This is a genomic window from Streptomyces sp. NPDC104309 (assembly GCF_055584025.1).
Map to the genome: position 1 here is coordinate 131483 of NZ_JBVJMV010000005.1, position 23599 is coordinate 155081.

The window sequence follows — 23599 nt, forward strand, 5'->3', positions numbered from 1 at the left end:
CCGCCTTCCCTTCAACCTGGGACAAGCGACCGCACCCGCGCGGTCACTGGAGCCGAAGGCCGAAGGGGAGGCGGAGTCATGAACGACACCTTGGTGACACTGGTGGGAAACGCGGCGACGGGCGTGGAGTTCCGGGAGACGGCGACCGGCGGAATGGCGCGATTCAGGTTCGCGGTGACACCACGCCGTTGGGATCGCGAGAAACAGCTCTGGACGGACGGGCACACCAGCTTCTACACCGTGTGGGCCTGGCGGACTCTGGCGTCGAATCTGACCGCTTCCGTCTCGGTCGGGGAACCACTCGTCGTGCACGGCAGGTTGAAGGTCCGCGAGGAGGAACGGGAGGGCCGGCGCCGGACGTTCGTGGACATCGAGGCGGTTGCCGTGGGACACGATCTGACCCGGGGGACGGCCGCGTTCCGGCGGGTGGTGAGGAGCGAGCCGGGGCCGTCGGCACGCCGGGGGAGTGCGGACGGCGCGGTGGACCAGGCCGACGGACCGGGGCGCCCGGACGAGCCGGACTGGTCGGGCGGCCCCGCGCGGGAGACGCGGGAAGCACGGGAGGTGGGCGAGGCGCGGCCGGGTGGTTCGCGCGAGGCGTCACGGGGCGCGGGGGACGAGCGGGAGGGAGGGGGCGAACAGGCCGAGCAGCCCGAGCAGCCCGAGCAGGCCGAGCAGGCCGAGCAGGCCGAACGGGCCGAACGGGTCGGCCGACAGCGGGTGCGGCGGCCGACGGTGCGTCAGAAGCGTGCTCAGGAACTCGCGTCGGTGTCATGACCGGACCGGAGCGAGGGGGCGGATCTGACGGGAAGTCGGATCGAGGGGCGTCGAGGCGCCGCGCGCGATACCGGCGATAACGATTCCGATTCGGAATGGTTGTACGACGGTATGAAGGGGGATTGTTCATCTCTTCCTCCTTAGGATTCCCCCGTACTCACGGGGTACTTGAGTCGACTGGCGAGACAGTCCCCACACGCGCATCAGGCGCGGAGGGTCTCGCCCGGAGGGGAATTCTGTGTTTTCTGCTTCTTCAGCGACCGTTTCGTCGTCCATGGAGACGACCCGTACTCCACGGCGGCGGGGCATGGCCCGGCTGGCCGCATCGGTGGTGGCATCCGGTCTGGTCATGGCAGGCACCCTTGTCGGTGCGGGCAGCGCGGTCGCCGATGAGGCGCCGCAGCATCAAGGTGGCGCGGCAGCGGTCCTGGACGGGTTGAAGACCTACGACCGCGCCGTGCTCCACGCGGGCGGCAGGAACGAGCCGGTGCCCGCCGGGCTCTTCGAGATGACCGTCGACGGCGGCGGCAAGCTCAAGACGTACTGCATCGACATCCACAACCCCACCCAGGACCAGGCGAAGTACCTGGAGACCCCCTGGAACCAGACCTCGCTCGGCAGCAACAAGAACGCGGGCAAGATCCGCTGGATCCTGGAGCACTCCTACCCGCAGGTCGACGACCTCGCGGCGCTCGCCCAGCAGGCCGGCACCGGACCGCTCACCGAGAAGACCGCGGCGGCGGGCACCCAGGTCGCGATCTGGCGCTACTCGGACGACGCCGATGTCGACGCGACCGACAGCCAGGCCGAGAAGCTCGCCGACTGGCTGGAGCAGAACGCCGCCGACCAGGCCGAGCCCAAGGCGTCCCTCGCCCTGGACCCGGCCGCGGTCTCCGGCAAGTCCGGCGAGCGGCTCGGCCCGATCACCGTCCACACCAACGCGGGTCAGGTCTCCGTGACCCCGCCCGCCGACGCCGCCAGCGGTGTCAAGGTCACCGACAAGGCCGGCAAGCCCGTGACGGCCGCGGTCGACGGTGCCCAGCTCTACTTCGACGTTCCGGCGGGCGCCGCCGACGGCTCGGCCTCGCTGACCGTCCAGGCCACCACGTCGGTGCCGGTCGGCAGGGTCTTCGCCGGGGTGACCAAGAGCCAGACCATGATCCTGGCCGGCTCCAGCGAGTCCACGGTCTCCGCGACCGCCAACGCGACCTGGGCCAAGCAGGGCGCGATCCCGGCCGTGTCGGCCAAGAAGAACTGCGTCAAGGGCGGCGTGGACGTCACCGCGACCAACCAGGGCGACGAGGCGTTCACCTTCGAGCTGGCCGGAGCGGAGCACACCGTCGAGGCGGGCAAGTCCGAGACCGTGACCGTCCCGGTCGCCGAGGACCAGGCGTACGACATCACGGTGACCGGCCCCGGTGGCTTCAGCAAGACGTTCAAGGGCGTCCTGGACTGCAAGACCAGCGGCAGCGGCACCGGCGGCGGCACCGGCACCGACACCCAGACCGGCGGTGACAAGCCCGCCCCGGCCACGACCGGTGGCGGCTCGACCGGTGGCTCGGGTGACCTCGCCGAGACCGGTGGCTCCAGCGCCACCCCGGTCATCGCGGGCGTCGCGATCGCCCTCGTCGTCGTCGGCGGCGGCGCGGTCTTCATGCTCCGCAAGCGCAAGACGCAGTCCTCCGCCCAGTGATCAGCAGCTGACCACGGAGTGACGAACGGTGGGCGGACCGTCACACCCGCCCGACCTCGGCCCCGGTGCGCAATGGCGTACCGGGGCCGACGCGTGCCGGGACGCGGGAGGCGGCGCGTGCCATGAGCCGCGGAAGGCGTACCACGAACCGGACTGGTTTCCGTCCCGGGATGGACGTCAGGCAAGATGGGGTGTATCTGCCCACACATCGATAGCCGGACGGTTTCTCTTGGCTGAGTACATCTACAGCATGCGCAAGACGCGCAAGGCGCACGGCGACAAGGTGATCCTTGATGACGTCAATCTGAACTTCCTGCCCGGGGCGAAGATCGGTGTGGTGGGCCCCAACGGCGCCGGTAAGTCCACGGTGCTGAAGATCATGGCGGGCCTGGAGCAGCCGTCCAACGGTGACGCGTTCCTGTCGCCCGGTTTCAGCGTCGGCATCCTCATGCAGGAGCCGCAGCTCGACGAGTCGAAGACGGTCCTGGAGAACGTCCAGGACGGCGCCGCCGAGATCATGGGCAAGCTCAAGCGCTTCAACGAGGTCGCCGAGCTCATGGCGACCGACTACTCCGACGCGCTGATGGAGGAGATGGGCAAGCTCCAGGAGGACCTGGACCACGCGGGCGCGTGGGACCTGGACGCCCAGCTGGAGCAGGCCATGGACGCCCTGGGCTGCCCGCCCGGCGACTGGCCGGTCGTCAACCTCTCCGGTGGCGAGAAGCGCCGCGTCGCGCTCTGCAAGCTGCTGATCGAGGCCCCGGACCTGCTCCTCCTCGACGAGCCCACCAACCACCTCGACGCCGAGTCGGTCAACTGGCTGGAGCAGCACCTCTCGAAGTACGCGGGCGCCGTGGTCGCGGTCACCCACGACCGCTACTTCCTGAACAACGTCGCCGAGTGGATCCTCGAACTCGACCGCGGCCGTGCCCTGCCCTACGAGGGCAACTACTCCACGTACCTCGACAAGAAGGCCACCCGCCTCAAGGTCGAGGGCCGCAAGGACGAGAAGCGCGCCAAGCGGCTCAAGGAAGAGCTGGAGTGGGTCCGCTCCAACGCCAAGGGCCGGCAGACCAAGTCCAAGGCACGTCTCGCCCGTTACGAGGAGATGGCGGCCGAGGCGGACAAGATGCGGAAGCTGGACTTCGAGGAGATCCAGATTCCGCCGGGCCCGCGGCTCGGTTCCATCGTCGTCGAGGTCGAGAACCTCTCGAAGGCCTTCGGCGACAAGGTCCTCATCGACGACCTGTCGTTCACGCTGCCGCGCAACGGCATCGTCGGCGTCATCGGTCCGAACGGCGCGGGCAAGACCACGCTGTTCAAGATGATCCAGGGCCTGGAGACCCCGGACACCGGCTCCATCAAGATCGGTGACACGGTCAAGATCTCCTACGTCGACCAGTCCCGTGCCAACATCGACCCGAAGAAGACCCTCTGGGCCGTCGTCTCGGACGAGCTGGACTACATCAACGTCGGCCAGGTCGAGATGCCCTCGCGGGCCTACGTCTCCGCGTTCGGCTTCAAGGGCCCGGACCAGCAGAAGCCGGCCGGCGTCCTGTCCGGTGGTGAGCGCAACCGCCTCAACCTCGCGCTGACGCTCAAGGAGGGCGGCAACCTGCTGCTCCTCGACGAGCCCACCAACGACCTCGACGTCGAGACCCTGTCCTCGCTGGAGAACGCGCTGCTGGAGTTCCCGGGCGCCGCGGTGGTCATCTCCCACGACCGCTGGTTCCTGGACCGCGTCGCCACGCACATCCTGGCGTACGAGGGCGACTCCAAGTGGTACTGGTTCGAGGGCAACTTCGAGTCGTACGAGAAGAACAAGGTCGACCGCCTCGGTGCGGACGCGGCCCGTCCGCACCGTGCCACGTACAAGAAGCTCACGCGAGGCTGATCGTCTTGGCACGTCACATCTACAACTGCCCGCTGCGCTGGTCGGACATGGACGCCTTCGGCCACGTCAACAACGTGGTCTTCCTCCGCTATCTGGAGGAGGCGCGCATCGACTTCATGTTCCGGCTGGCGCCGGGGGACGGTTCGCCGTCCTTCTCGGGCGGGTCCGTCGTGGCCCGGCACGAGATCGACTACGTACGGCCGCTGGTCCACCGGCACGAGCCGGTGACCGTCGAGTCCTGGGTCACGAAGATCGGCGCCGCGTCGCTGACGATCGCGTACGAGATCAAGGACCCGGACCAGGTGTACGTGCGCGCCACGACCGTCGTCGTGCCGTACAACCTGACGGAGGAGCGGCCGCGGCGGATCTCCGCCGAGGAGAAGCTCTTCCTCCAGCAGTACCTGGCCGAGGAGCCCGCCGCAGCATGACGGTGCCCGTGAGGACGCTGGAGTTCGCCGACACGAGGGAGGCCGCGGATCTCGCGGGCTTCCTCGGTCGGCTGCTCCACTACGACCGCGCCGCCGCCGTGCGGATGCAGGCGGGCGGCGGCGCGCTGGCCGTGTTCGGCAGGCCGCCGTCGTTCGAGGTGCTGGCGATCCGGGCGGCGCGGCTGGCCGGATCGCACGAGTTCGACGTCACGGTGTCCGCCGGTGAGCTCCTCGAATCCCTCGACGTCGAGGGCGTGGCAGCCGGTTCGGGCGCCCTGCCCGCACCGGTCACCGGGCCGCCGTGGACGGGTGTCCTGCCGCCCCGCGGTGGCTGGCACGAAGTGTCCGGCCTGCCCGACCCGGTCTCCCTGCGCACGGCGGTCACCGGGGCGGTGGCGGAGTTCCGCTCCCGCGACGAGGCACTGCCCGAGGACCGCCGCACCCGGGCGGAGCGGGACCTGATCGGCCGCGAGATCTGGTCGCGCACGGTCGGCTCCACCGAGCTTCCGTTGAGGGCCGTCCACGCCGCCCAGTCCCTGGGCTTCCTCCGCCCGGCGCCGGACTTCCCCGTCGCCCTGCTCGCGGCCGGGTCCTGGCTGCGGCTGCGTACCCCGTTCGGCTCGATCGCCCTGCGCGGTCCGCGCAGCGGACTCGGCACGCTCGCGGTGACGGTGGGCGCGGGCTGAGCCCCGGCCCGACGACCGGAGCCGTCGCTCCCGGCCACCGGGCGCCAGGCGATGCCCAGTCCGTATCGGACCCCCGGCGCCGCGATCCAGCCCTCGGCCGCGACCGTCTCCTTCATCGCCGCCGGCTGCGCCGGGCGCAGCAGCCGGCTGGAGGGCGAGCGTGGCCGTGAAGGTCTTGGTGTCGCTGCCGATCCGGTAGTAGGCGTCCCGGGGGACCGGGTGGTGCGGGGCCCACAGGTCGGCGGAGCCGGCGCGGGCGGCCGTCCGGCCGTGGGCGCTCTGCACCCCGGCCAGTACGCCGGTGGCTCCGGTGGCCAGGATCGCGTCCACGTCGCTCTGGAGACGCCTGCGGAGCCCGCGGGCGTGACGGGGTGCGGCGGCCGTCGCCGCGGGGCCGGACGCCGCGGTGAACAGGGCCGCCGCCGTGGCCGCCAGGCCCGTACGTCTGCTGATCAGCGGTCCTCCCCGGTGCGCGGGCAGGTCAGGTCGGCGGCGGGCAGCGTGTTGTCGCGCAGATAGTCGTCGACGGCTGCGTCGGCGCAGGGGACGGGGGTGAGGCCGTCGAGTCCGCGCCCGTACACCCCGTGCGAGCGGATGTCCGCCGTCACCAGCCGTGAACCGGCCAGGCGGCGGTGCAGCGCCAGCGCCCCCTCGTACGGGACGTTGTTGTCGCGCCGGGCCTGGAGCATCAGTACGGGCACGTCGTTGCCGATCACCGTGGCGGGCTCGCGGGACGTGCTCGGCCAGAACGCGCACGGGGCCATCATGCTGTTGACGATCGGGCCGAAGACGGGCTGGACGGCGCGGCTGCGCTCCATGTTCTTCCAGTACGTCTCCGGGTCGCTCGGCCAGCCACCGGCCGGCCAGCCGCTGTCACCGCACATGAACAGGGCCCCGCCCAGCATGCTGTCCGCCAGCTCGGGCGAGGCGAGCAGCTCCAGTATGGCGGCGAGCTCGGGGCCGGGCTCGACCGGCCTGCCCGCGGCGGCGTCGGCCAGGTCGCGCACGGTACCGGCGAGCGCCGGGTCGTACTCCTCGTGCTGGATGAGCTGCCTCAGCACCAGCCGCAGCAACGGCGCGTCGAGCCGTACGCCCGAGACGGTGACCGGGCGCCGCTCCGCCCCGTCGAGCAACTGCTGCACGCTCGACCGCACTCGGGCGGGCGTGCCGCCGAGCCGGTAGGTGGCGTCGTGCCCGGCGGCCCACCCGGCCCAGGCGTCCAGGGCCTCTTCGAGCGGCTTGCCCGCCCGCTGGAAGAGTTCGTACTGGGTGGCGGACGGGTCGGTCGAGGAGTCGAGGACGACGCGGTCGGCGCGGCGGGGGAACATCTGGGTGTAGACGGCCCCCAGGTCGGCACCGTACGAGACGCCGTAATACGACAGCCTGCGCTCGCCCAGTGCCGCGCGAATCGCGTCCATGTCGCGGGCGACGTTGCGGGACGTGGCGTGCGGCAGGAGCCGTGCGTTGTCCCCGTGGTCCCGGCAGCGGCGCGCGGTGTCACGGGCGGACCGCACCGACCGCTCGAAGTCCTCGCGGCGAGTGGTGGTCGGGCCGGGCGCGGGCGTCGGGGCGGCGGGGTCGCAGGCGATGGGCGTGGACTCGCCGAGGAAACGGGGATCGAAGCCGATCAGGTCGTAGCGGTCGGCCACGTCCTTCAAGGCGGGCCGCAGAAGCAGGGTGCTGGCGAGTCCGGTGCCGCCCGGTCCGCCCGGATTCGACAGCAGGATGCCCCGCCGCTTCCCGTGCCCGGTACCGGCCTTGATACGGGAGACGGCGATCCGGATCGTCGCTCCGCCGGGATCGGAGTAATCGAGGGGGACGGTCACCTTCGCGCACTGCGCGCCCGCCTCGTTCAGCTCCCGCTGCTGCGGCGAGCAGGGGCCCCAGACGAGCCGTTGGTGGGTGGGGGTGGCAGGGGCGGCTGGGACGGCCGTCGCGGGCACCGTGCCCGCGAGTAAACAGGTCAGGCCCAGGCCGGCGGTGCCCAGTGCGGTGGTGCCGCGCATCGTGCTCCTCGGGATCAGGTGGATGACTCCCGCACGACGCTAGGGGCGTACGCGGCGCGGGAACATCGGGCCACCCGGCCGGAGCGACCTGGGGCCAGCACCACCAACACCCGTCACGGGCGCGGCTGGTCGTCCGGCCAGACCCCGATGTGGTCCTGCTCCAGCTCCAGCATCACGCGGTGCTCCATCCCGAGGGCCTCCGTGTAGTCGGCGGGCAGTTGCAGGCGGCCCGCGCGGTCGAGCATCGCGTACTCGCGCGCCACCTGGGACTCCAGGCCCGTCGCCGCGTCGACCTCGGTGCGGCGCAGCACCTCGGAGGACGTACGGCCGTCCCGGATGGCGACCGTACGACGGACCTCGCTCGCCACCGCCTGGTCGTGCGTGACGATCACGATCGTGGTGCCGAGCTCCTCGTTGGCACGGCGGAACGCGGCGAAGACCTGCTCGCCGGAGGCCGAGTCGAGTTCGCCGGTCGGCTCGTCGGCGAGCAGCACCGAAGGACGGTTGGCGAGCGCGACGGCGATGGCCACCCGCTGCTGCTGGCCGCCGGAGAGCTGCTGCGGGCGCCGGTCGCGGCACTCCTCCAGCCCCAGCATCCGGAGCAACGACTCGGCGCGTTCGGCCCGTTCACGGTTGCGGCCCCGGCCGCGCAGCTGCATCGGCAGGGTGATGTTCTGTACGGCGGTGAGGTACGGGAGCAGATTGCGGGCGGTCTGCTGCCAGACGAACCCGACGATGTCCCGGCGGTAGCGGAGCCGTTCCTTCGGGCCCATCGACAGCAGATCGCAGCCAGAGACCTTCGCCGACCCGGCCGTGGGCACGTCGAGGCCCGCCAGGATGTTCATCAGGGTCGACTTGCCGCTGCCGGACGCGCCGACGAGGGCCATCAACTCGCCCTCGGCGACCAGCAGATCGAGGCCCTGGAGGGCCTGCACCTCGACCCCGTCCGCGGAAAAGATGCGGACCAGACGGTCGCAGGCGATCAGCGCGTCGTGCCCGTACGAGGGCCGGTCGCGGCGGGCGGCGGCCCGCTGTTCGAGTTCGGCCAGTGTGGTGTCGGTCGACGGCGACGTCATCGGGGGTCTCCTGCCCTGAGTTCGGTGATCGATCCGCGGCGGCCGGTCCACCAGGCCTGGACGGTGGCCACCGCGGCGGTGAGGACGACCACGCCGAGCGCCGGGAGCGTCAGTGACCACGGGTCGGTCCGCAGCGGGACGGTGTCGGGTGCGGCGGCTGCGGATCCGGTGGAGAGCGCGAGGCCCACCAGGTCGATGCCCGGCGCCAGCAGGGCGGTCGTCGCCCAGCCGACGAGCAGCCCGCCGACGGCGGCCAGCAGCGCCTGAGGCATCGCTTCGAGTCCGAGGAGCCGTCTGCCCTGCCGGGAGGTGAGGCCCATGACCCGCAGCCGGGCCAGCAGGGCGGTGCGTTCCGGGGCGGTCTGCAGCAACGACAGCAGGACGGCCAGCAGGGCGTAGCCCGCCCCGGCCACGATCGCCGCCGCGTAGATCTTCCCGGCACCCCGCTGCACGGGGGTGTCGACGAACGTCTCGCGTTCCTCGGTGCGCAGCCGCACGGTGACGTCCTTGCCCGCGCGGTGCGCCGCCGTGCGCAACGCCTCCGCGTCCAGGGAGCCGCCGGTGACCAGCAGGGTGGTGGTCCGCGGGCGGCTGAGCGACGCGGCGTCGACGATCAGGAAGTCGCTGCCGGGAACGGCGGGAGTGCGGGTGACGACACCCGCCACCCGCGCGCTGAAGTTCCCGGCCGACGTGGAGAAATCGCGCGTCCGGTCACCGAGCCGCTGGGCGACGGACGGCGACGCGATGACGGGCAGCACCCGGTCCCGCGACGGCGCCGACGCCTTCCGCGCCGCGGGGCCGGAGGCCCCCAACCGGTCGGCGGAGAAAGCCCCGAGGCCGGTCGAGCGGGCCAGCCGGGCATACGTCGCCGGGTCGACGGCCACCAGGGTGGCGTTCTTCGTGTGCGGGTCCCCGGTCCCGTCGAGCGGCAGCAGGACGTCGTACTCGATCCCCACAGCCGCCACCTCCCGCACGCCGCCCGCTCCCCGCACCTCCCGGATCAGACGGTCCCGCAGCGGCACGGAGTTGCCGGGGCCGCTGATGCGGGCGTCCGCGCCGATCGCACGCACCGCCGCGTCGTCCCGCGCGTCCGCGATGCCCGCGAGCACCGAGCCGCCGAACGCCGTCGTGGTCAGCGCGAGCAGCAGCGCGAGCAGCGGCAGCGCGCCGCCCGCCGAGGCGCGCCCGGCACGGGCCAGTGACAGGAAACCGACCGTGCCGCGTCGCCGGGCGACGGAGCGCTGGGCCAGACGCAGCGGCACCGGCAGCAGCCGGACGAGGACCAGGGCGGCGATCAGACCGACCAGCACGGGGGCGGCGCTGATCAGCAGGTCGCCGTCGCCGGAGCCCGTACCGCGCCGGCGCAGGGCGACGACCGCGCCGACGGCCAGCACCAGCCCGGTGAGTTCGGCGACCGTGCGCCGCCGCGACGGGCGGGCGCTCATCAGATCGTCGCGGGCGCCGTGCGCCTGCGGTCTGCGGTGCGGCAGCGTCGTACGCAGCGGCAGGGCGACGCAGACGAACACGGCGACGGCGACCGCGCCGGTGACCGAGGGCCACGGCCGGGCGTCCCCGATGGTCAGTACGGCGAGCAGCAGACCCAGCGCCGCCGCGGGCACCGTGGTCACCGTCGTCTCGGCGAGCAGCCGGCCGCCGATGCCGCGCAGCGATCCACCGCGCGCACGCAGCAGGGCCAGTTCGCCGCGGCGCCGCCCGGCCATCAGCCCGACCGTCATCAGCAGGACGACGGCGGCGACCGCTCCGATGCCCACGGCGGCGACCGTGACGACCGGGCCGATCGCCTCGCGCAGGGTGTCGTACCTGCTGAGGATCGTGTCCAGGTCGGTCTTGAGCGCGGCGTTCTCGCCGGCCGCGGCACGCAGCTTCACCAGCCCGGGACCGCCCTCCAGCGAGGCGATCGACGAGCGCAGTGCCGGCACGTCGGTGGCGGTGAGAGGGGAGGCGTCCGGCGCGATCCGCCAGAACGCCTCCGGCTGACCGGCGGTGGCGAGCAGCGCGGGCGCGGCGTCCGGTGGCAGCAGGACGGCCGCGATCCAGTAGTAACGGGGGTCGATGGCCCCGGGTTTGGCCACGAGCGACGGGGTCCGGAGCAGTGGCTGGGCCGACCAGTAGGTGGCCTCGGGGCGCTCCGGGGCGACGATGCCGGTGACGCGTACGGTCAGCGGTGTGCCGCCCTGGGTCGGTACGGAGATGGTCGAGCCGACCTTGATCCGCAGCGCCTTCGCCGTCTCCTCGGTGACCGCGCCCTCCACCTGCGGTGTGTCCGCCGTGACCGTGCCGTGCGCGGTGGGCCAGGCCCCGGCGCGCAGGGTGGCGTGGTCCGGGAGGGCCGACACGGTCGAGTACGTCAGCTGCGGGTCGATGAGGTAGGGCCGCGGCAGCCAGCCCTCCCCGGCGGGGATCGGCGTCGTGGTACGGAAGCCGTACGCGGACTGGGCGGTGTCGGGCCGCACCACGCCGGGCAGCCCGGACAGCACCGTGCGATGGACGGACGCCAGCGACGCCGTGCGCACCGCTTCCTCGCGCAGCGGCTGGGGCACCTCCAGACCGGGCTGCGGTGTGGTCAGCTCCAGAACGCTGAGCCCGGGGTCCGCGGCGGCGATGGCACGGCGCAGTCCCTCGTTCTCGTAACGGTCGACGGCACGCGGGAAGGCGGCGGCGAGGAACGCCGTCAGCAGCACCAGCAGCCCGAGCGCCCAGGCCGTGCCGGGAGCGGTACGCAGCCGGGTACGGACCCAGGGCGCGCAGGCGGTCGTGGCGCGACGGTCTCGGACGAAGCGCGGACTCATGTCAGTTGTCCCCCTGGTGGCGCAGCGAGGTCGCGGGGTCGGCGCCGCGCCAGGCGAGGGACACGACGATCAGCAGCGGCAGCGCGGCGACTCCCGCCAGCAGCGCGGCGACCTGCCCGGCTGGCAATTGCACCAGCACCGGGGGCACCGGCGCGGTGGCCTGTCCGGTCAGCACGATGAGCGGCACGACGGCACGGTTCAGTACGGCCCCGAGCGCGGTCCCGACCAGCAGCGCGATCGCGATCAGCAGGCCCTGCTCGGCGGCGATCATCCGGGTCAGCCGTCGGCGCGGCGTCCCCAGTGCCCGCAGCACGGCGAACTCCGCGGTCCGTTCGCGCTGCGCGCCGGCGGCGTTCACCGCGAAGCCGACCGCGGCCAGGGCCGCGGCGACGACCGCCACCGCGGGCAGCGCGGACTGCGGCCCGGCGCCCAGCGGATCGCCGACCAGTTCCCGCGCGATCTCGTCGCGCACCAGGACCTGCGCCGGATCGGTGTACGGCTGTGCCCGCAGCGCGGCGGCGACCTTTCCGGCCTGTCCGGGGGCGGTGCTCAGCCACCACTCGACGGGGGTCAGCACCGCCCCCGGGCGGTGCGCGAGGACCTGGCCGACAGCCCTGAGGTCGAGCAGCAGGGCGCCGCCGTCCCGCTGCCGGTCGGCGCTGGTGACGACGGAGGCGTCGGGCCCGGTACCGGGGCCCGTGGTCGGCAGGCGGTGCACCGTCCGCACGATCTTCACCCGGACCGTCTCGCCGGCCAGCGTGACGTCGACGCTCTGCCCTTCCTTCGCCCCGGCGGCGCGCAGGTACGCGTCGGTGGCCACCGCGTTCAGCGCCGGAGCCCGGGGACGGGGCGCGGCGGCCCGTACGGAGAAGGAAGGCGTCGATTCCCCCAGGTCCGCGTTGGCTCCGGTGTCGTATCCGAAGGCCAGCAGACTCTTCGCGGAGACCCTCGCGTCCACCGGATCGCCGGGGCCCGCCTCACCGGATCCGGTGGCGGTCTGCGTGGCGTCCCAGCCGAACCCGTCGGGCACCGGGACCTGCTGCTCGGTGCCGTCGGCCGTCACGGTCCCGAGGGCGCTGATCTCGACCCGATGGGACTCGCTCCGGGCGGCCGGCCGGTTGCCGTCCAGCTCGAACCCGGTCACCGCGAGATCGCCCCCGGCCGCCACGGCGAACGTGAACGGGTGCGTTCTCCCGTCGACGGGGACGGTTCCGGCCGGTACCCGGTACGGAAAGCCGTAACGGTCCTCCAGCAGCACGGTGACGAGCGGCGCGGCGCCGGACGGCGACGTCCGCGCGGGTGCTCCGGCCGCCGTGATGCGCACGTCGAACCGGACCTTCTCGGCGAGCCGCGGCAACGGCAGTCCGGCCCGCGCGGTCCCCGGCGGGGCGAGCGATTCGAACAGCCGCTCCCGCGGCCGGTCACCGAGGTCGCCGCGCATCAGCATCCGCTCATCGGCGTGCGCGGTGTCCAGGGCGAGGATCTCGGCCGTGCGTTCATCGGAGAGGTCCGAGGTCGTACGGAACGCCGGCGCCGCCTCCCGCACGCCCGGCAGTCGCGCGTACGCGCCCGCCTGCGCCGGATCGTTCTCGACACTGCCCACCACGCGCACCGACGCACCGGCTCTGAAGTCCGCCTGGTCGCCCTGCGAACGGTCCCAGGAGGCGCGCTGCCCGACCGCCAGCATGCCCATGGCGACCGACAGCACCAGCAGCAGCACCGGTCCGGCATTGCGCAGCGGACGCCGGCTGAACTGCCAGCCGGCCAGTGCCGTGACCAGCCCCCGGCCGCCCGCCGCGCGGCGCTCCGCGAGCCTGGCCGCGGGCGGCAGCAGACGCAGCGTCAGCACGGTGCCCGCGAGCAGCAACAGGGCGGGGGCCGCGACAAGCAGCGGATCGACGCCGAGACCGCCCTGCCGGTCACCGCTCAGCGCACCGCTGCCGGAGCCCGTGGTCTGGCGGTCGAGCTGCCAGTACGCCACCGCCGCGATCACCAGCAGGCCGATGTCGGCGCCCGCCCGGAGCGGCGCGGGCAGCGCGGCGGCACGGCGGGGGCGACGCTCCCCGGCGCCGGCCGCCAGCGCGGGCGTCACGACGGCCAGCGCACATGTCAGCGCGGCGACGGCGGAGACCAGCCACACGGTGGCCGTCGCGCCCGCGTCGAGCCGCAATCCGATCCGGGACAGCGCGCCGCTGTCCGCGAGCAGCCGGGTCAGCGGCCCGGCGAGCAGCGGGGCGAGCAGCGCGGCGGGCAGCGCGAGCAGCAGCGCCTCGATCGCGGCGAACCCGGTGATACGGCCGCGCGACCCGCCCCGGGCCCGCAACAGCCGGGTCTCCCCGTCGCGTTCACTGCTCAGCAGCCGGGCCACCAGCAGCAGCGCGTAACCGGCGAGCATCACCAGCTGGACGGCCACGATCATCAGCGTGGAGCGGGAGACCAGCAGCGCCCGGTCGATCTGCTCCAGCACCTGGGGGAGCGAGGTCCGCACGGTGGCCCCGCTGCTGAACCCGGGGACGGTCCGCAGCTTCTTCGGAGCAGCCGTGGCGGCGTTGTGCAGGGTGTCCATCCGCCCCGTGGTGACCGCGCGGAACTCGGCGGCGGCCAGCCAGGACAGCGTGCCGGAACTCACCCGTCCCGAACCGAGCACCGCAGGGTCGGCGAGCAGCGGACCGTATGTGGTGAAGGCGACCGTGCGGATGCCGCGACCGCCGAGCTCGTCCAACTGCCAGTACGGGTCGGTCCGGTCGGAGGCCTCGTACACGCCCGTGATCAGGACGCGCACCGGCTTGTCGTCCAGCCGGTCGGTGAGGGTGATCCGTGAGCCCGGCCTCAGCTTCAGGACCCCGGCGGCGGTGTGCGGCAGGGCGACCTGGACGGGATCGCCGGCCCGTCCGCTCCCGGCCGCCGGCATACGGCCCGCGGTCAGCCGGACGCGGCTGCGGTCGAGTGAGGCGAAGTGGGTGAGGTCCAGGTCGCCGCCCCGGACGCCCGGAGGCCGCAGACCGTCCGGCAGCGCGTACGAACCCGACGTCTCCAGGGTCCGGACGGTCACGGGAAGGCCGTCGAAGGTGTCGCGCGCACTCTTGTGGACGGCCGCGTCGGCCGCGTCCCGCTGCGCGGACGCCACCTGGGCGGACACGACGAGCGAGGCGGCCGACGCCGACCGATGGGCGAGGGCGTGGCGCAGCGCGGCATCGCCGACGGAACCGGAGAACGCGGTGAGCGCGGCGAGTACCGAGGTGGTCAGCAGGATGGCGAGGACAGCGGCGGCGAGCAGGAGCCGGTAGGCCCTCACCCGCAGAAAGACGAACCCCGTCACACGTGCCCCCCTGAACCCTCACCGCACACACGCCCCCCGGCGTTCTACGGATGCTGTCAGGACATACACGCTCTTGGAAACCGCTTGTGCCTGCACCTTGATGGGATCGTGATCGTTAATCGGCGACGAGGGAACGCATTTCGCACCTGGCGCGGGGGAACAGCGGGCGTTCTCAGCCGTCGGTGTTCACCATCGAGGCGGCCGCGTAGGCGAGGTAGTCCCACAGCTGCCGCTCGTGCTCCGGCGCCAGTCCGAGCTCGTCGAGGGCGACCCGCATATGGCTCAGCCACGCGTCGTGCGCCGCCCGGTCCACCTGGAACGGAACGTGCCGCATCCGCAGCCGCGGATGTCCACGCCGCTCACTGTAGGTGCGGGGACCGCCCCAGTACTGCATCAGGAACAGCCTGAACCGCTCCTCGGCGGGCCCCAGATCCTCCTCCGGGTACATCGGCCGGAGCAGCGGGTCCTCGGCAACCCCCTGGTAGAAGCGGTGCACCAGGCGCCGGAAGGTCTCCTCGCCGCCGACCTGCTCGTAGAAGGTCTGCTCCTGCAGCGTGTCGCGCGGAATCTCAGTCACCCGTCCATGGTCGCAGACGCACCGGCCGAGGACCGGGGTCCTAGGTCCTGACCTGTCGATCTTCGTGGATCAGCCCGGGGCGTCTGGTGTGGTGCGTCGCGAGGCGGAGGTTCGTCCTCGTACTGGACGTACTTGGGCGACTCCGACAACGCGGCGAGGTGCCGTGCCAGACGCCCCGGGCCCGCGAAGACCGGCAGGACAGGGCCTGGGTCCTGCGGTCCTCTCGCCCACCGCGCGGTGTCCGGAGAGACGGCCCGGACCCGGCCCGGTTCCTGGCCCCGGGGCCCCCGGCGCAGCAAGGTGGAGGTATGGACGACGCGCAGCCGGATCCGTTCGCCGCGTCCGCCGCCGAGGAGCGGTGGGCGATGGTGCGCGGGATCGTGGCCGGCGGGGCGCTCGGTGCCCCGGAATGGCTGGCCGCGTTCGAGGCGGTGCCACGGCATCTGTTCGTGCCGTACTACTTCGTGGGCGGCGGACGGGACCGCCTGTGGTGCGAGGACCCCGACCCGGTCAGGCGGGCACAGTGGCTGCACGGGGCGTACGCGGACGGGGCGCTGGCCACCCGGATCCGGGACGGCGAGCTGATCTCGTCGAGCAGCCAGCCGTCGCTGATGGCCCGGATGCTCGAAGAGCTGGACGTACGGGACGGACAGCGCGTCCTGGAGATCGGCGCGGGCAGCGGCTACAACGCGGCACTGCTCGCGCACCGGCTCGGTGACGACGCCGTGACCACCGTCGACCTCGACCCGGAGATCACCGAGTCGGCCCGCCGGCACCTGACGGCGGCCGGATACCACCCGGCCGTGATCACCGGGGACGGCACACGGGGCTGGCCCCCGCGCGGACCGTACGACCGGATCATCGTGACCTGCACCCTGCCGTGCGTACCGCAGGCCTGGCTGGACCAGTGCACGCCGGGCGCACTGATACTGGCGCCGTTCGCCACCGGGCTGATCGTGCTGCGGGTACGGGAGTCGGCGCACGGGAAGTACGCCGAGGGCCGGTTCCTGCACACGCCCGCGTACTTCGTGCCGCTGCGCGGCACACCACCGGGATCCGCACGACGCCCGCACACCGGCGCACTGCCCAGGCGCGTCAGCGAGAACGAGCTCTTCCGGTTCCTGCTGACGCTGACCGAGGCCACCCTCGACCCCCGCGAGGCCCTCTCCCTCTGGCAGCGCGAGCGGCGCCCCGGGCGGGAGAGGTTCGGCATCACGGTCCGGGACGGGCGGCAGTGGGCCTGGCTGGACGACCCCGAGGGGCCGTACGCCTGGCCACTGCCCGACGGATAGCGCCGCTCAGAGCCTGTCGGGTGACCTTCGATCGGAGAGCGGACGCGGCGTGGTGCGTGCGATTCCAAGGCGCCGGGATGGCCTCGGATGGGGTCTCCCCTGCTCCTTGAGAGCTTGGGGAAGGAGCTACCAGGGCATTTCCGCAACGCTGGAAGCGTGCGTGCCACGCCGTGGCTGCCGATCAGAGGCTGCCCGACAGGCTCTCAGTCCCGGCGGATCGTGATCGTCGTCCACGCCCCGACATGGACCCGGTCGCCGTCCTGGAGCGGGACGGGGACATAGGGCTGGATCGGGTCCTCGGCACCGTTGAGCGTGGTGCCGTTGGTGGAGTTCTGGTCGACCACGGCCCAGGCGCCGTCGGGCTGCTGCACCAGCACGGCGTGCTGGTGCGAGACGCCCGGGTCCTCCGGCGGCACGGACAGATCGATGTCGGGGGACTCGCCGGTGCTCTGCCTGCGGCGACCGACGGTGACCTGGCCGCCGGTGAGCGGAAGCTGCTGCTCGGGGGAGTACGCGGGCAGATTGAGCCCGGTCGCCTCGGGACCGCTGCGCTGCATCATCGCCAGGAAGTACTCACGGTCGGGGGCGATGACCGCGGTCCAGCTCGCGGGCGGCTCGTTCTGCTCCCGGACCGGGAACGGCGGTTGCTGCTGCGGGCCCGACGGCTGGGGAGCCTGGGTGCGGGACGGCGGCGACAGCATCCAGTCGTCGTCGCCACCGGCCTGCGGCCCCTGCGGGGCGGGCGGACCCGGCCGCTCGAACGAGGGCGGCGCCGACTGCTGCTGGAACATCGGCGGTGCGGACTGCTGCTGGAACGGCGAGGGCGGCGCCGACTGCTGGAAGGACGGTACAGGCGGCGGCCCCTGCTGCTGGAACGGCGGCGGCGACTGCGGACCCGGCGCCGGGGGGCCGGGGCGGCTTCCCGGCTCGGGGGAGAGCGGCTCGGCCGGGCGGTTCATCTGCGAGGGCCGCGAGGCCTGGTACTCGAACGGATCGCGCTGCTGCTGCGGGCCCGGCGGCTGCTGCGCCTGGAAGCCGGGCGGCAGGTTGAGGCCGGGCGGAGGGCCGGGAACGCTGTGGGACGGGGCCAGCGGCGTGTACGACGTCGCGGTGTTCGTGAGGAAGTTCCAGCGGCACTCCTCGCAGAACGGCGCCATCGCCTCGCGCGGTGTGCGGCACTGCGGGCAGAGTTCGGCCTGCTGGGTCGCGTCCGGGCCGGGGCCCTGCGGGTGGCCGAAGCCGGGAGCGGGCGGCGGAGGCGGCGGCGGGGGGACCGCACCCGCGGGCGTGCCCGCCCCGGCCATGCGATGGCCACAGACCTCGCACCAGTCATCGGAACCCGACTGGTGTCCGTTCGGGCAGGTCGGCATGTCGGCGCTTCCCCCTCTCCTCGTCCGGCCCCGGGGCCGTCGTTCGCTGTTGCTCTTCGCCACCCGGCGGATCACTCCGGCGGGCGGCCCGACTGTGCGACTGTGCGGTTATTTCTTGACGCGGACGGTCTTGGTGGAGCGCGTTTCGAGTGTCATCGAGTCGGCCTCCGCGACCTTCGCCTTCAGTCGCACAGTACCGGTCGCGGCATCGACGACGTCCACCACCTTCGAAAGCAGTTTCGCAGTGTCCTCGTTCCCGGACGCCGACGCCAGCTGCACGGCACGGCCCAGTTTCGCGGTCGCGCCGTCGAAGTCTCCCGACTTGCGGGCATCGAGCCCCTGCTGGATGACTTGTGCCAGTTCCGCCTGGCCGGTGTAGTGCGCGACCTGTGGGTTGATCGAGGTGGACGCCACCATGTCCTCGGTCCACACCGCTCGTACCAGGCCCTGCGAAAGCGGCTGCGACGCCCCGCCCGACGGGTCGGGGAGGATCAGCGAGACCCGGGACGCCAGCATCTCCTGCCCGATCCCGGCCTCCGGCACCAGTACGCACACGTGGTAGTCGCGGGACTCGTCGCCCCAGGAACCCGTGGGGTAGTCCCCGGCGCGGGGACCCGCCTCGGTGCGGCGGCCGGTCAGATCGACGACCGTCGGGGCGACCTGCTTCACGAACTTGATCTCGACCCCGACGGGCGTCCAGAGCCGCAGCGCGACATCCGCGACCTCCTTGCCCATCGCGCTCTCCATCATCTGCGTGAAGTCCGTGGCCAGCCCCGCCGGGTCGGCGACGATGTCGGCCGTACCGAGCAGCGCGGAGGCGACGGCTGTGACCTCTTTCACTTCCCAGTCCGTGCCGACACCGCGGGCGTCACAGGTGAAGCGGCCCGCGCAGGATTCGAGCGCGGCCCGCAGATCCTCCGGTGCCTCGTGCTCGTTGCGGCCGTCGGTGAGGAGGATGCCGTGCCGGATCTCCACATCGGCGGCGCCGAGCAGCCGGTCGGCCAGCCGCAGCCAGGTGCCGATCGCCGTACCGCCACCGGCGCTGAGCGCGCGCAGGGCATCCTTCGCGCGGGCCCTGGTCCGGGCGTCGGCGACGGCGAGCCTCCCGTTGCCCGGGTAGACCTCCTTGGCGATGTGCGTACCGCCGACCACGGCGAACCGGGTGCCGTCGCGCAGGGTGTCGATCGCCGCGGCCGTCGCGTCGCGGGCGTTGCGCATCTTCGTCGGCGGATAGTCCATCGAGCCGGAGCAGTCGACCATGATCACCACGGCGGCGTCCGGTGCCTGCCCCGGCACGCGCGTGGGCGTCGCCGCCGCCCCGGACAGCGGGACGCCGCCGGTGGTGCCGCCCCCGGTCGAGGTGACCGTGACGATCGCGTTGACCTCGCGACCGCCTTCCGGCAGATATTCGTTCTGGTACACCTCGACGGAGAACTGGGGCACGTTCGACTTGGAGAAGTTGGCCATCTGATCGGCTCCTTGAGACTCCAGGTGTCAGATGAAGACAGCTGTGAGAGAAGAAAAACGGGTGAAGGCGGTCGAAGGCGGCGGGGGCGGAAGGGGCGGACGGAACTGGAACCAAGCGTTACGGAACGGGACTCATGTGGTGCCGCAGGCCGATCCTGCCCCCTGCGGCGGCACGGCGAACGGCAGCAGAGCCACTGTTACGTTGTCGTGGCCCCCACCGTCGAGTGCGTGACCCACCAGCACCTGGGCGCCGTGCAGCGGCCGCGACTGCGCGTCGGCCGGCACCGCCGCGGCCATCTGGGCCGCCGACTCGGCGTAGTTCCACAGCCCGTCCGTGCACACCACCACGAGACCGGACCGGTCCGGTTTGAAGGACGCGGTGTGCGGCTCCAGTTCGTACGCGTCGGCGCCGAGCCACCCCGTGATGGCGTGGGCGCGCTCGTCCGCGTAGGCCTCGGCCTCGTTCATCAGGCCCGCCGCCACCATCTGCGCGGCCCAGGAGTCGTCCTCGGTCAGCCGGGCGGGCGGGCTGGTGCGGTCGTCCGGCACCCAGTAGACGCGGCTGTCGCCGACCCAGCCGACGACCAGCAGACCGGCCGCCATGATCGCGCCCACCAGCGTGCACGCCGGGGCGTTCTGATGGCGGTGCGGATCGTGCTCCATGGCCCGACGGGCCTCCTGGGCCAGGGAGTTGACCGACTCGGCGGCGGCGACGATCGCCTCGTGCATCGCCTGCTGGGGATGAGTGCCGCGCGGCAGCGACTCCAGGAGCGCCTCGTTGGCGGCGCTCGCGGCCGCAGCCGACGCCTCGTCGGGGCGGCTCGACGAGGAGACACCGTCGCAGACGATCGCGACGACGGCCGGTGAACCGTCGGGCAGGGCGGTGGTCGACACCGCGAACGAGTCCTCGTTGCGGTGATGACGCAGACCCCGGTCGCTGACGGCGGCCACCGAACCGAGCTCCTGCTCCATGTGGTCGCGCTCGCGCGGCTGGGCGTGACCGCAGTTCTCGCAGTAGCCGTCGGTGTCGACCCGGCCGGCGCGGCAGGCCACGCACAGCTTGGTGCCACCCGGCGGCGGTGCGGAGAGGCCGGCGGCGGACGTACGGGGGTCCGGCGCGGGCACCGATGCCTCGGAGACCGGTGCGGGCGCGGGCGCCGCCCCGGGTGCGGCCAGTTCGAAGTCGCCCGATCCGCCCGGTTCATCGGACCGGACCTCGGCCGGCCGGGCCGTCGCGCCGTTCTCCGCCGGCACGGTCATGGCGACCGTCGGGCGGTCCTGAGGCGGCGCGGGCACGGCCGAGAGGTCGTACCCGCACGCACCGCAGAACAGGTCCCCCGGCTCCAGCGGCTCCTCGCAGCCGGGGCACTTCGACACGGCCGTCTCCTGGGGCTTCTGCGACATTTTCACACCCACGTCCGGGGGCGGAAACGGTTGGCCCGCTCCACCAGTTCGATCCTCTCGTCGCCGGGCTCCGCAAGCCGGGCGAGCATCCGGTACGAGCGCTCCAGCCCGAAACGCAGGCCGCGCTCGTCCACCTCACTGCCGAGCAGCGTTCTCGGCCCGTTCGACCCGGCAGGCGCGTGCGACTGCGGGGCCGAGGACCGAGCCGCGGGACTCCCGGAGAGTACCCAGTCGAGCGCCTTCCCCAGCACCTCGGTCGACAACTGCTCGCGACGCACCGCGTCCAGGCCGAAACCGGCCAGTCCCGAGATCTGTTCGGCGGCGGCCGTCAGATCGGTGATCAACGGCTCGTCCGGGGCCCGTTCACGCAGCCGCGCCCGTACCGCCGCGACCCGGGCCGCCGTGTAATGGATCGACGCCTCCGGCACGGACTCCAGCGTCGTCACGGCCCCGGTGCGGTCCCCGGCGGCGATCTGCACCCGGGCCAGGCCGAACGCGGCGCTGACGAAGCTCGGATCGGTCGTCCACACCAGGCGGTAGTACTCGGCCGAGTTGTCCAGCTGGCCCAGCACCTCCGCGCAGATCCCCAGCGCCAGCTTGGGCGCCGGCTCACCGGGGAACGCGTCGTACACCGCGTCGAAGGAGAGCGCCGCGTTCTCGTGGTCGCCGATGACCAGCGAGGTGATTCCGCGGTACCAGACGACCCGCCAGTCGTCCGGGAACCGGTCCTCCAGCTCCGCCAGTGTCTGCCCCGCGGCCCCGAGTTCGTTCATCTCCAGACGGGCGCGCAGTTCACGCAGCCGGGTCTCCAGCGACGCCGCGGGTACGGCGTCGAGCGCGGCGATCAGTTCGGCGGGAGCGGTGGCCATCAGCCCGGCGAGGAAGCCCGCGTTGGGGTCGCTCGCGTCGACCCGGGGCACGGGCAGCGCGAGCGAGGTGGCCCGTGCGTCGAGCCCGGCCGGCCGGGGGACGTCCGGGACGTACGGCCCCGACGGCGCACCGGGATCGGCGACCGGGACACGAGGGCCCGGAATCGCGGCCCGGGTCTGCGCGTACGGGAGTGCCGCGCCGCCGGGGCCCGTCCCGTTGCCGGACCGCACGTGTGTGGGCGGCGCGGCCGCGCCCGCCGCCGGATACCCGGGCACGGCCGGCGCACCCGCGGGCAGCGCGCCCGGCCCCGGCCCCACGCCCGGCACGGGGGCCGTGCCCGGCTGCGCGCCGGTCCCCGCCCCCTTCCGCCGCCGCCCGAAGCGCCCGGACGACGCGGGAGCGGCAGACCGCGCCCCCAGCCGTGACACATCGTCCGTCAGCTCGGCGAACAACTGCGTGTCCGTGACCCGCACTTCCGTGCCGAACAGCGTCGACAGCGCGGGCCGCGGCCGTCCGGTCTGCAGCGACACCACCTCGCGCAGCACACCCGTCAGCTGCTCCGCCATCTCCGCCGCCGAGGCGAACCGCCGCGCCGGATCCGGGTCGGTGGCCCGCACCAGCAGCCGGTAGAACGACTCGTAGCTCCGGAACACCTCGATGTTGTCCGGGTCCGGCAACGAGTCCACGAAGACGTTGGTGTAGCCCTGGAAGTCGAAGGTGAGCACCGCGAGCGTCCGCGCGACCGTGTACAGGTCGGAGGCGACCGACGGGCCGACCTCCGCGACCTCCGGCGCCTGGTACCCCACCGTGCCGTAGATGGCCGACTCCTCGTCGTCCATCCTGCGGACCGCGCCCATGTCGATCAGCTTCAGCTGGTCCTCGGTCTGGATCGCGTTGTCGACCTTGAAGTCGCAGTACAGCAGGTTGCGGCTGTGCAGATGACCGAGCGCCTCCAGCGCCTCGATGCCGTACGCGCACGCCTGCTCGACCGGCAGCGGATCGCGCTTCCCGGCCGGGGTGCGGCGCTCGTTCGCGATCTCCTTGAGCGCCTTGCCGCCGACGTACTCCATCACGATGTAGCCGTCGAGCGAGCCGGTGCGCTGGTCGAGATGCTCGACGAAGTTGTAGATCCGGACGATGTTGGAGTGCTCGATCTCGGCGAGGAAACGGCGCTCCGAGATGGCGGCCGCCATGGCGTCCTGGTCACCGGTGTCGAGCAGGCCCTTGAGGACCACCCAGCGGTCCGACACCGCGCGGTCGACCGCGAGATAGACCCAGCCGAGCCCGCCGTGCGCCAGACAGCCCGCGACCTCGTACTGACCGTGCACGATGTCGCCCTCGTGCAGCTTGGGCACGAAGGAGTACGGATGGCCGCACTTGGTGCAGAACCCCTCCGTGCGGCCCGCCCGTTCACCGCGGGCCCGGCCCACCGGGGCCCCGCAGTCGGAACGAGAACAGAAACGCTTGCGCTCCGGCACCTCGGGGTTCTCCATCACCGCCGAGCGCGGGTCGGGACGCGGCACGTCCGGCACCTGCACCAGCCCCGCGCCCAGCCTGCCCCGGCCGGACGCGCCCGAGGAAGAACCGGAGGAACGCACCGACACCGAAGGGGACGTGGCGCCACCGGACAACGCGCGCGAGAGCCGCCCCGAAACGGAACGCCGCGAGGTCGACGAACGGGACGAGGACCGCGAGGAGGCCCGGGAACTGTTGCTGCTGCTGCCTCTGCTGCCCCTGCTGCTCGCACCGCCGCCCGCGATCCCGGTGGGCGGCGAACTCACCATGCCACTCGGGGAGACGACCGGAGCGAGACCGCAGGTGTCGCAGTACAGCTCACCGCCGCCCACGTCCTCGTAACCGCCCTCGCACGCGGGGCGCTGGCACTGCGTACTCATGGTCCGTCCCCCTGTTCGCCCCGCCGCCGCGGCGG

General features: G+C 72.8%; 15 protein-coding genes and 1 pseudogene. 7 read left to right on the forward strand and 9 right to left on the reverse strand.

All coding sequences use genetic code 11. The annotated features are described in order from the left end of the window. Positions 1-78: 78 nt before the first annotated feature. From ACZ68L_RS09135 to ACZ68L_RS09155, 5 genes and pseudogenes are all read left to right on the forward strand, one after another. Positions 79-444: pseudogene (locus tag ACZ68L_RS09135) on the forward strand (single-stranded DNA-binding protein); the annotation flags it as partial. A 607-nt stretch (positions 445-1051) separates the two neighbouring features. Next, positions 1052-2470: a Cys-Gln thioester bond-forming surface protein gene (locus ACZ68L_RS09140; protein WP_469575490.1), complete on the forward strand. Its 1419-nt coding sequence runs from the start codon at positions 1052-1054 to the stop codon at positions 2468-2470. Between the two features lie 229 nt (positions 2471-2699). Further along, positions 2700-4364, forward strand: a complete 1665-nt coding sequence (gene ettA, locus ACZ68L_RS09145) for an energy-dependent translational throttle protein EttA (RefSeq protein WP_469575491.1) — start codon at positions 2700-2702, stop codon at positions 4362-4364. A gap of 5 nt (positions 4365-4369) precedes the next feature. Further along, the gene (locus ACZ68L_RS09150) at positions 4370-4792 is read left to right on the forward strand and encodes an acyl-CoA thioesterase (RefSeq protein WP_469575493.1); all 423 of its coding nucleotides are present in this window, start codon (positions 4370-4372) and stop codon (positions 4790-4792) included. After that, a complete protein-coding gene (locus tag ACZ68L_RS09155; RefSeq protein WP_469575495.1) occupies positions 4789-5478 on the forward strand; it encodes a DUF8010 domain-containing protein in 690 nt (229 codons plus the stop codon). Before ACZ68L_RS09150 ends, ACZ68L_RS09155 begins: the two co-directional genes overlap by 4 nt. 452 nt (positions 5479-5930) lie before the next feature. Here the strand turns inward: ACZ68L_RS09155 and ACZ68L_RS09160 are convergent, their stop codons facing one another. The 5 genes from ACZ68L_RS09160 to ACZ68L_RS09180 all read right to left on the reverse strand — a co-directional run bounded on the left by ACZ68L_RS09160 (position 5931) and on the right by ACZ68L_RS09180 (position 15266). Further along, positions 5931-7484, reverse strand: a complete 1554-nt coding sequence (locus ACZ68L_RS09160; protein WP_469575496.1) for an alpha/beta hydrolase — start codon at positions 7482-7484, stop codon at positions 5931-5933. A gap of 113 nt (positions 7485-7597) precedes the next feature. After that, positions 7598-8560: an ABC transporter ATP-binding protein gene (locus tag ACZ68L_RS09165; RefSeq protein WP_469575497.1), complete on the reverse strand. Its 963-nt coding sequence runs from the start codon at positions 8558-8560 to the stop codon at positions 7598-7600. Further along, positions 8557-11370 carry an FtsX-like permease family protein gene (locus ACZ68L_RS09170; RefSeq protein ID WP_469575498.1) on the reverse strand — a complete coding sequence of 938 codons (2814 nt, stop codon included), beginning with the start codon at positions 11368-11370 and terminating at the stop codon, positions 8557-8559. Before ACZ68L_RS09170 ends, ACZ68L_RS09165 begins: the two co-directional genes overlap by 4 nt. Before the next feature lies 1 nt (position 11371). Next, a complete protein-coding gene (locus ACZ68L_RS09175) occupies positions 11372-14689 on the reverse strand; it encodes an FtsX-like permease family protein (RefSeq protein WP_469575499.1) in 3318 nt (1105 codons plus the stop codon). Between the two features lie 172 nt (positions 14690-14861). Then, the gene (locus ACZ68L_RS09180; RefSeq protein WP_469575501.1) at positions 14862-15266 is read right to left on the reverse strand and encodes a globin; all 405 of its coding nucleotides are present in this window, start codon (positions 15264-15266) and stop codon (positions 14862-14864) included. A gap of 308 nt (positions 15267-15574) precedes the next feature. Here ACZ68L_RS09180 and ACZ68L_RS09185 point away from each other — a divergent pair, with 308 nt between their 5' ends. Next, complete coding sequence (locus ACZ68L_RS09185) at positions 15575-16558, forward strand: methyltransferase domain-containing protein (protein ID WP_469575503.1); 984 nt, start codon at positions 15575-15577, stop codon at positions 16556-16558. 203 nt (positions 16559-16761) lie between these two features. On the opposite strand, the gene ACZ68L_RS09190 is transcribed toward ACZ68L_RS09185, so the two are convergent. From ACZ68L_RS09190 to ACZ68L_RS09205, 4 genes are all read right to left on the reverse strand, one after another. Then, positions 16762-17928, reverse strand: coding sequence for an FHA domain-containing protein (locus ACZ68L_RS09190; protein ID WP_469575504.1), 1167 nt, complete (start codon positions 17926-17928; stop codon positions 16762-16764). Between the two features lie 108 nt (positions 17929-18036). After that, positions 18037-19395, reverse strand: a complete 1359-nt coding sequence (locus ACZ68L_RS09195) for a vWA domain-containing protein (RefSeq protein ID WP_469575506.1) — start codon at positions 19393-19395, stop codon at positions 18037-18039. A gap of 132 nt (positions 19396-19527) precedes the next feature. After that, positions 19528-20799, reverse strand: coding sequence for a protein phosphatase 2C domain-containing protein (locus ACZ68L_RS09200; RefSeq protein ID WP_469575507.1), 1272 nt, complete (start codon positions 20797-20799; stop codon positions 19528-19530). 2 nt (positions 20800-20801) lie between these two features. After that, complete coding sequence (locus ACZ68L_RS09205; protein WP_469575878.1) at positions 20802-23207, reverse strand: serine/threonine-protein kinase; 2406 nt, start codon at positions 23205-23207, stop codon at positions 20802-20804. Between ACZ68L_RS09205 and ACZ68L_RS09210 the strand changes: the two genes are divergently transcribed. Beyond that, entirely contained in the window at positions 23134-23526 is a 393-nt protein-coding gene (locus ACZ68L_RS09210) for a hypothetical protein (RefSeq protein WP_469575906.1), read from the forward strand. The two genes, ACZ68L_RS09205 and ACZ68L_RS09210, sit on opposite strands and share 74 nt — an antisense overlap. Positions 23527-23599 lie beyond the last annotated feature (73 nt).

Bases quoted from the DNA above. Each gene is read 5' to 3' on its own strand.
- ACZ68L_RS09140 (WP_469575490.1), top strand. From the start codon at position 1,052: ATGGAGACGACCCGTACTCCACGGCGGCGGGGCATGGCCCGGCTGGCC.
- ACZ68L_RS09155 (WP_469575495.1), top strand. From the start codon at position 4,789: ATGACGGTGCCCGTGAGGACGCTGGAGTTCGCCGACACGAGGGAGGCC.
- ACZ68L_RS09160 (WP_469575496.1), bottom strand. From the start codon at position 7,484: ATGCGCGGCACCACCGCACTGGGCACCGCCGGCCTGGGCCTGACCTGT.
- ACZ68L_RS09165 (WP_469575497.1), bottom strand. From the start codon at position 8,560: ATGACGTCGCCGTCGACCGACACCACACTGGCCGAACTCGAACAGCGG.
- ACZ68L_RS09170 (WP_469575498.1), bottom strand. From the start codon at position 11,370: ATGAGTCCGCGCTTCGTCCGAGACCGTCGCGCCACGACCGCCTGCGCG.
- ACZ68L_RS09185 (WP_469575503.1), top strand. From the start codon at position 15,575: ATGGACGACGCGCAGCCGGATCCGTTCGCCGCGTCCGCCGCCGAGGAG.
- ACZ68L_RS09190 (WP_469575504.1), bottom strand. From the start codon at position 17,928: ATGCCGACCTGCCCGAACGGACACCAGTCGGGTTCCGATGACTGGTGC.
- ACZ68L_RS09195 (WP_469575506.1), bottom strand. From the start codon at position 19,395: ATGGCCAACTTCTCCAAGTCGAACGTGCCCCAGTTCTCCGTCGAGGTG.
- ACZ68L_RS09200 (WP_469575507.1), bottom strand. From the start codon at position 20,799: ATGTCGCAGAAGCCCCAGGAGACGGCCGTGTCGAAGTGCCCCGGCTGC.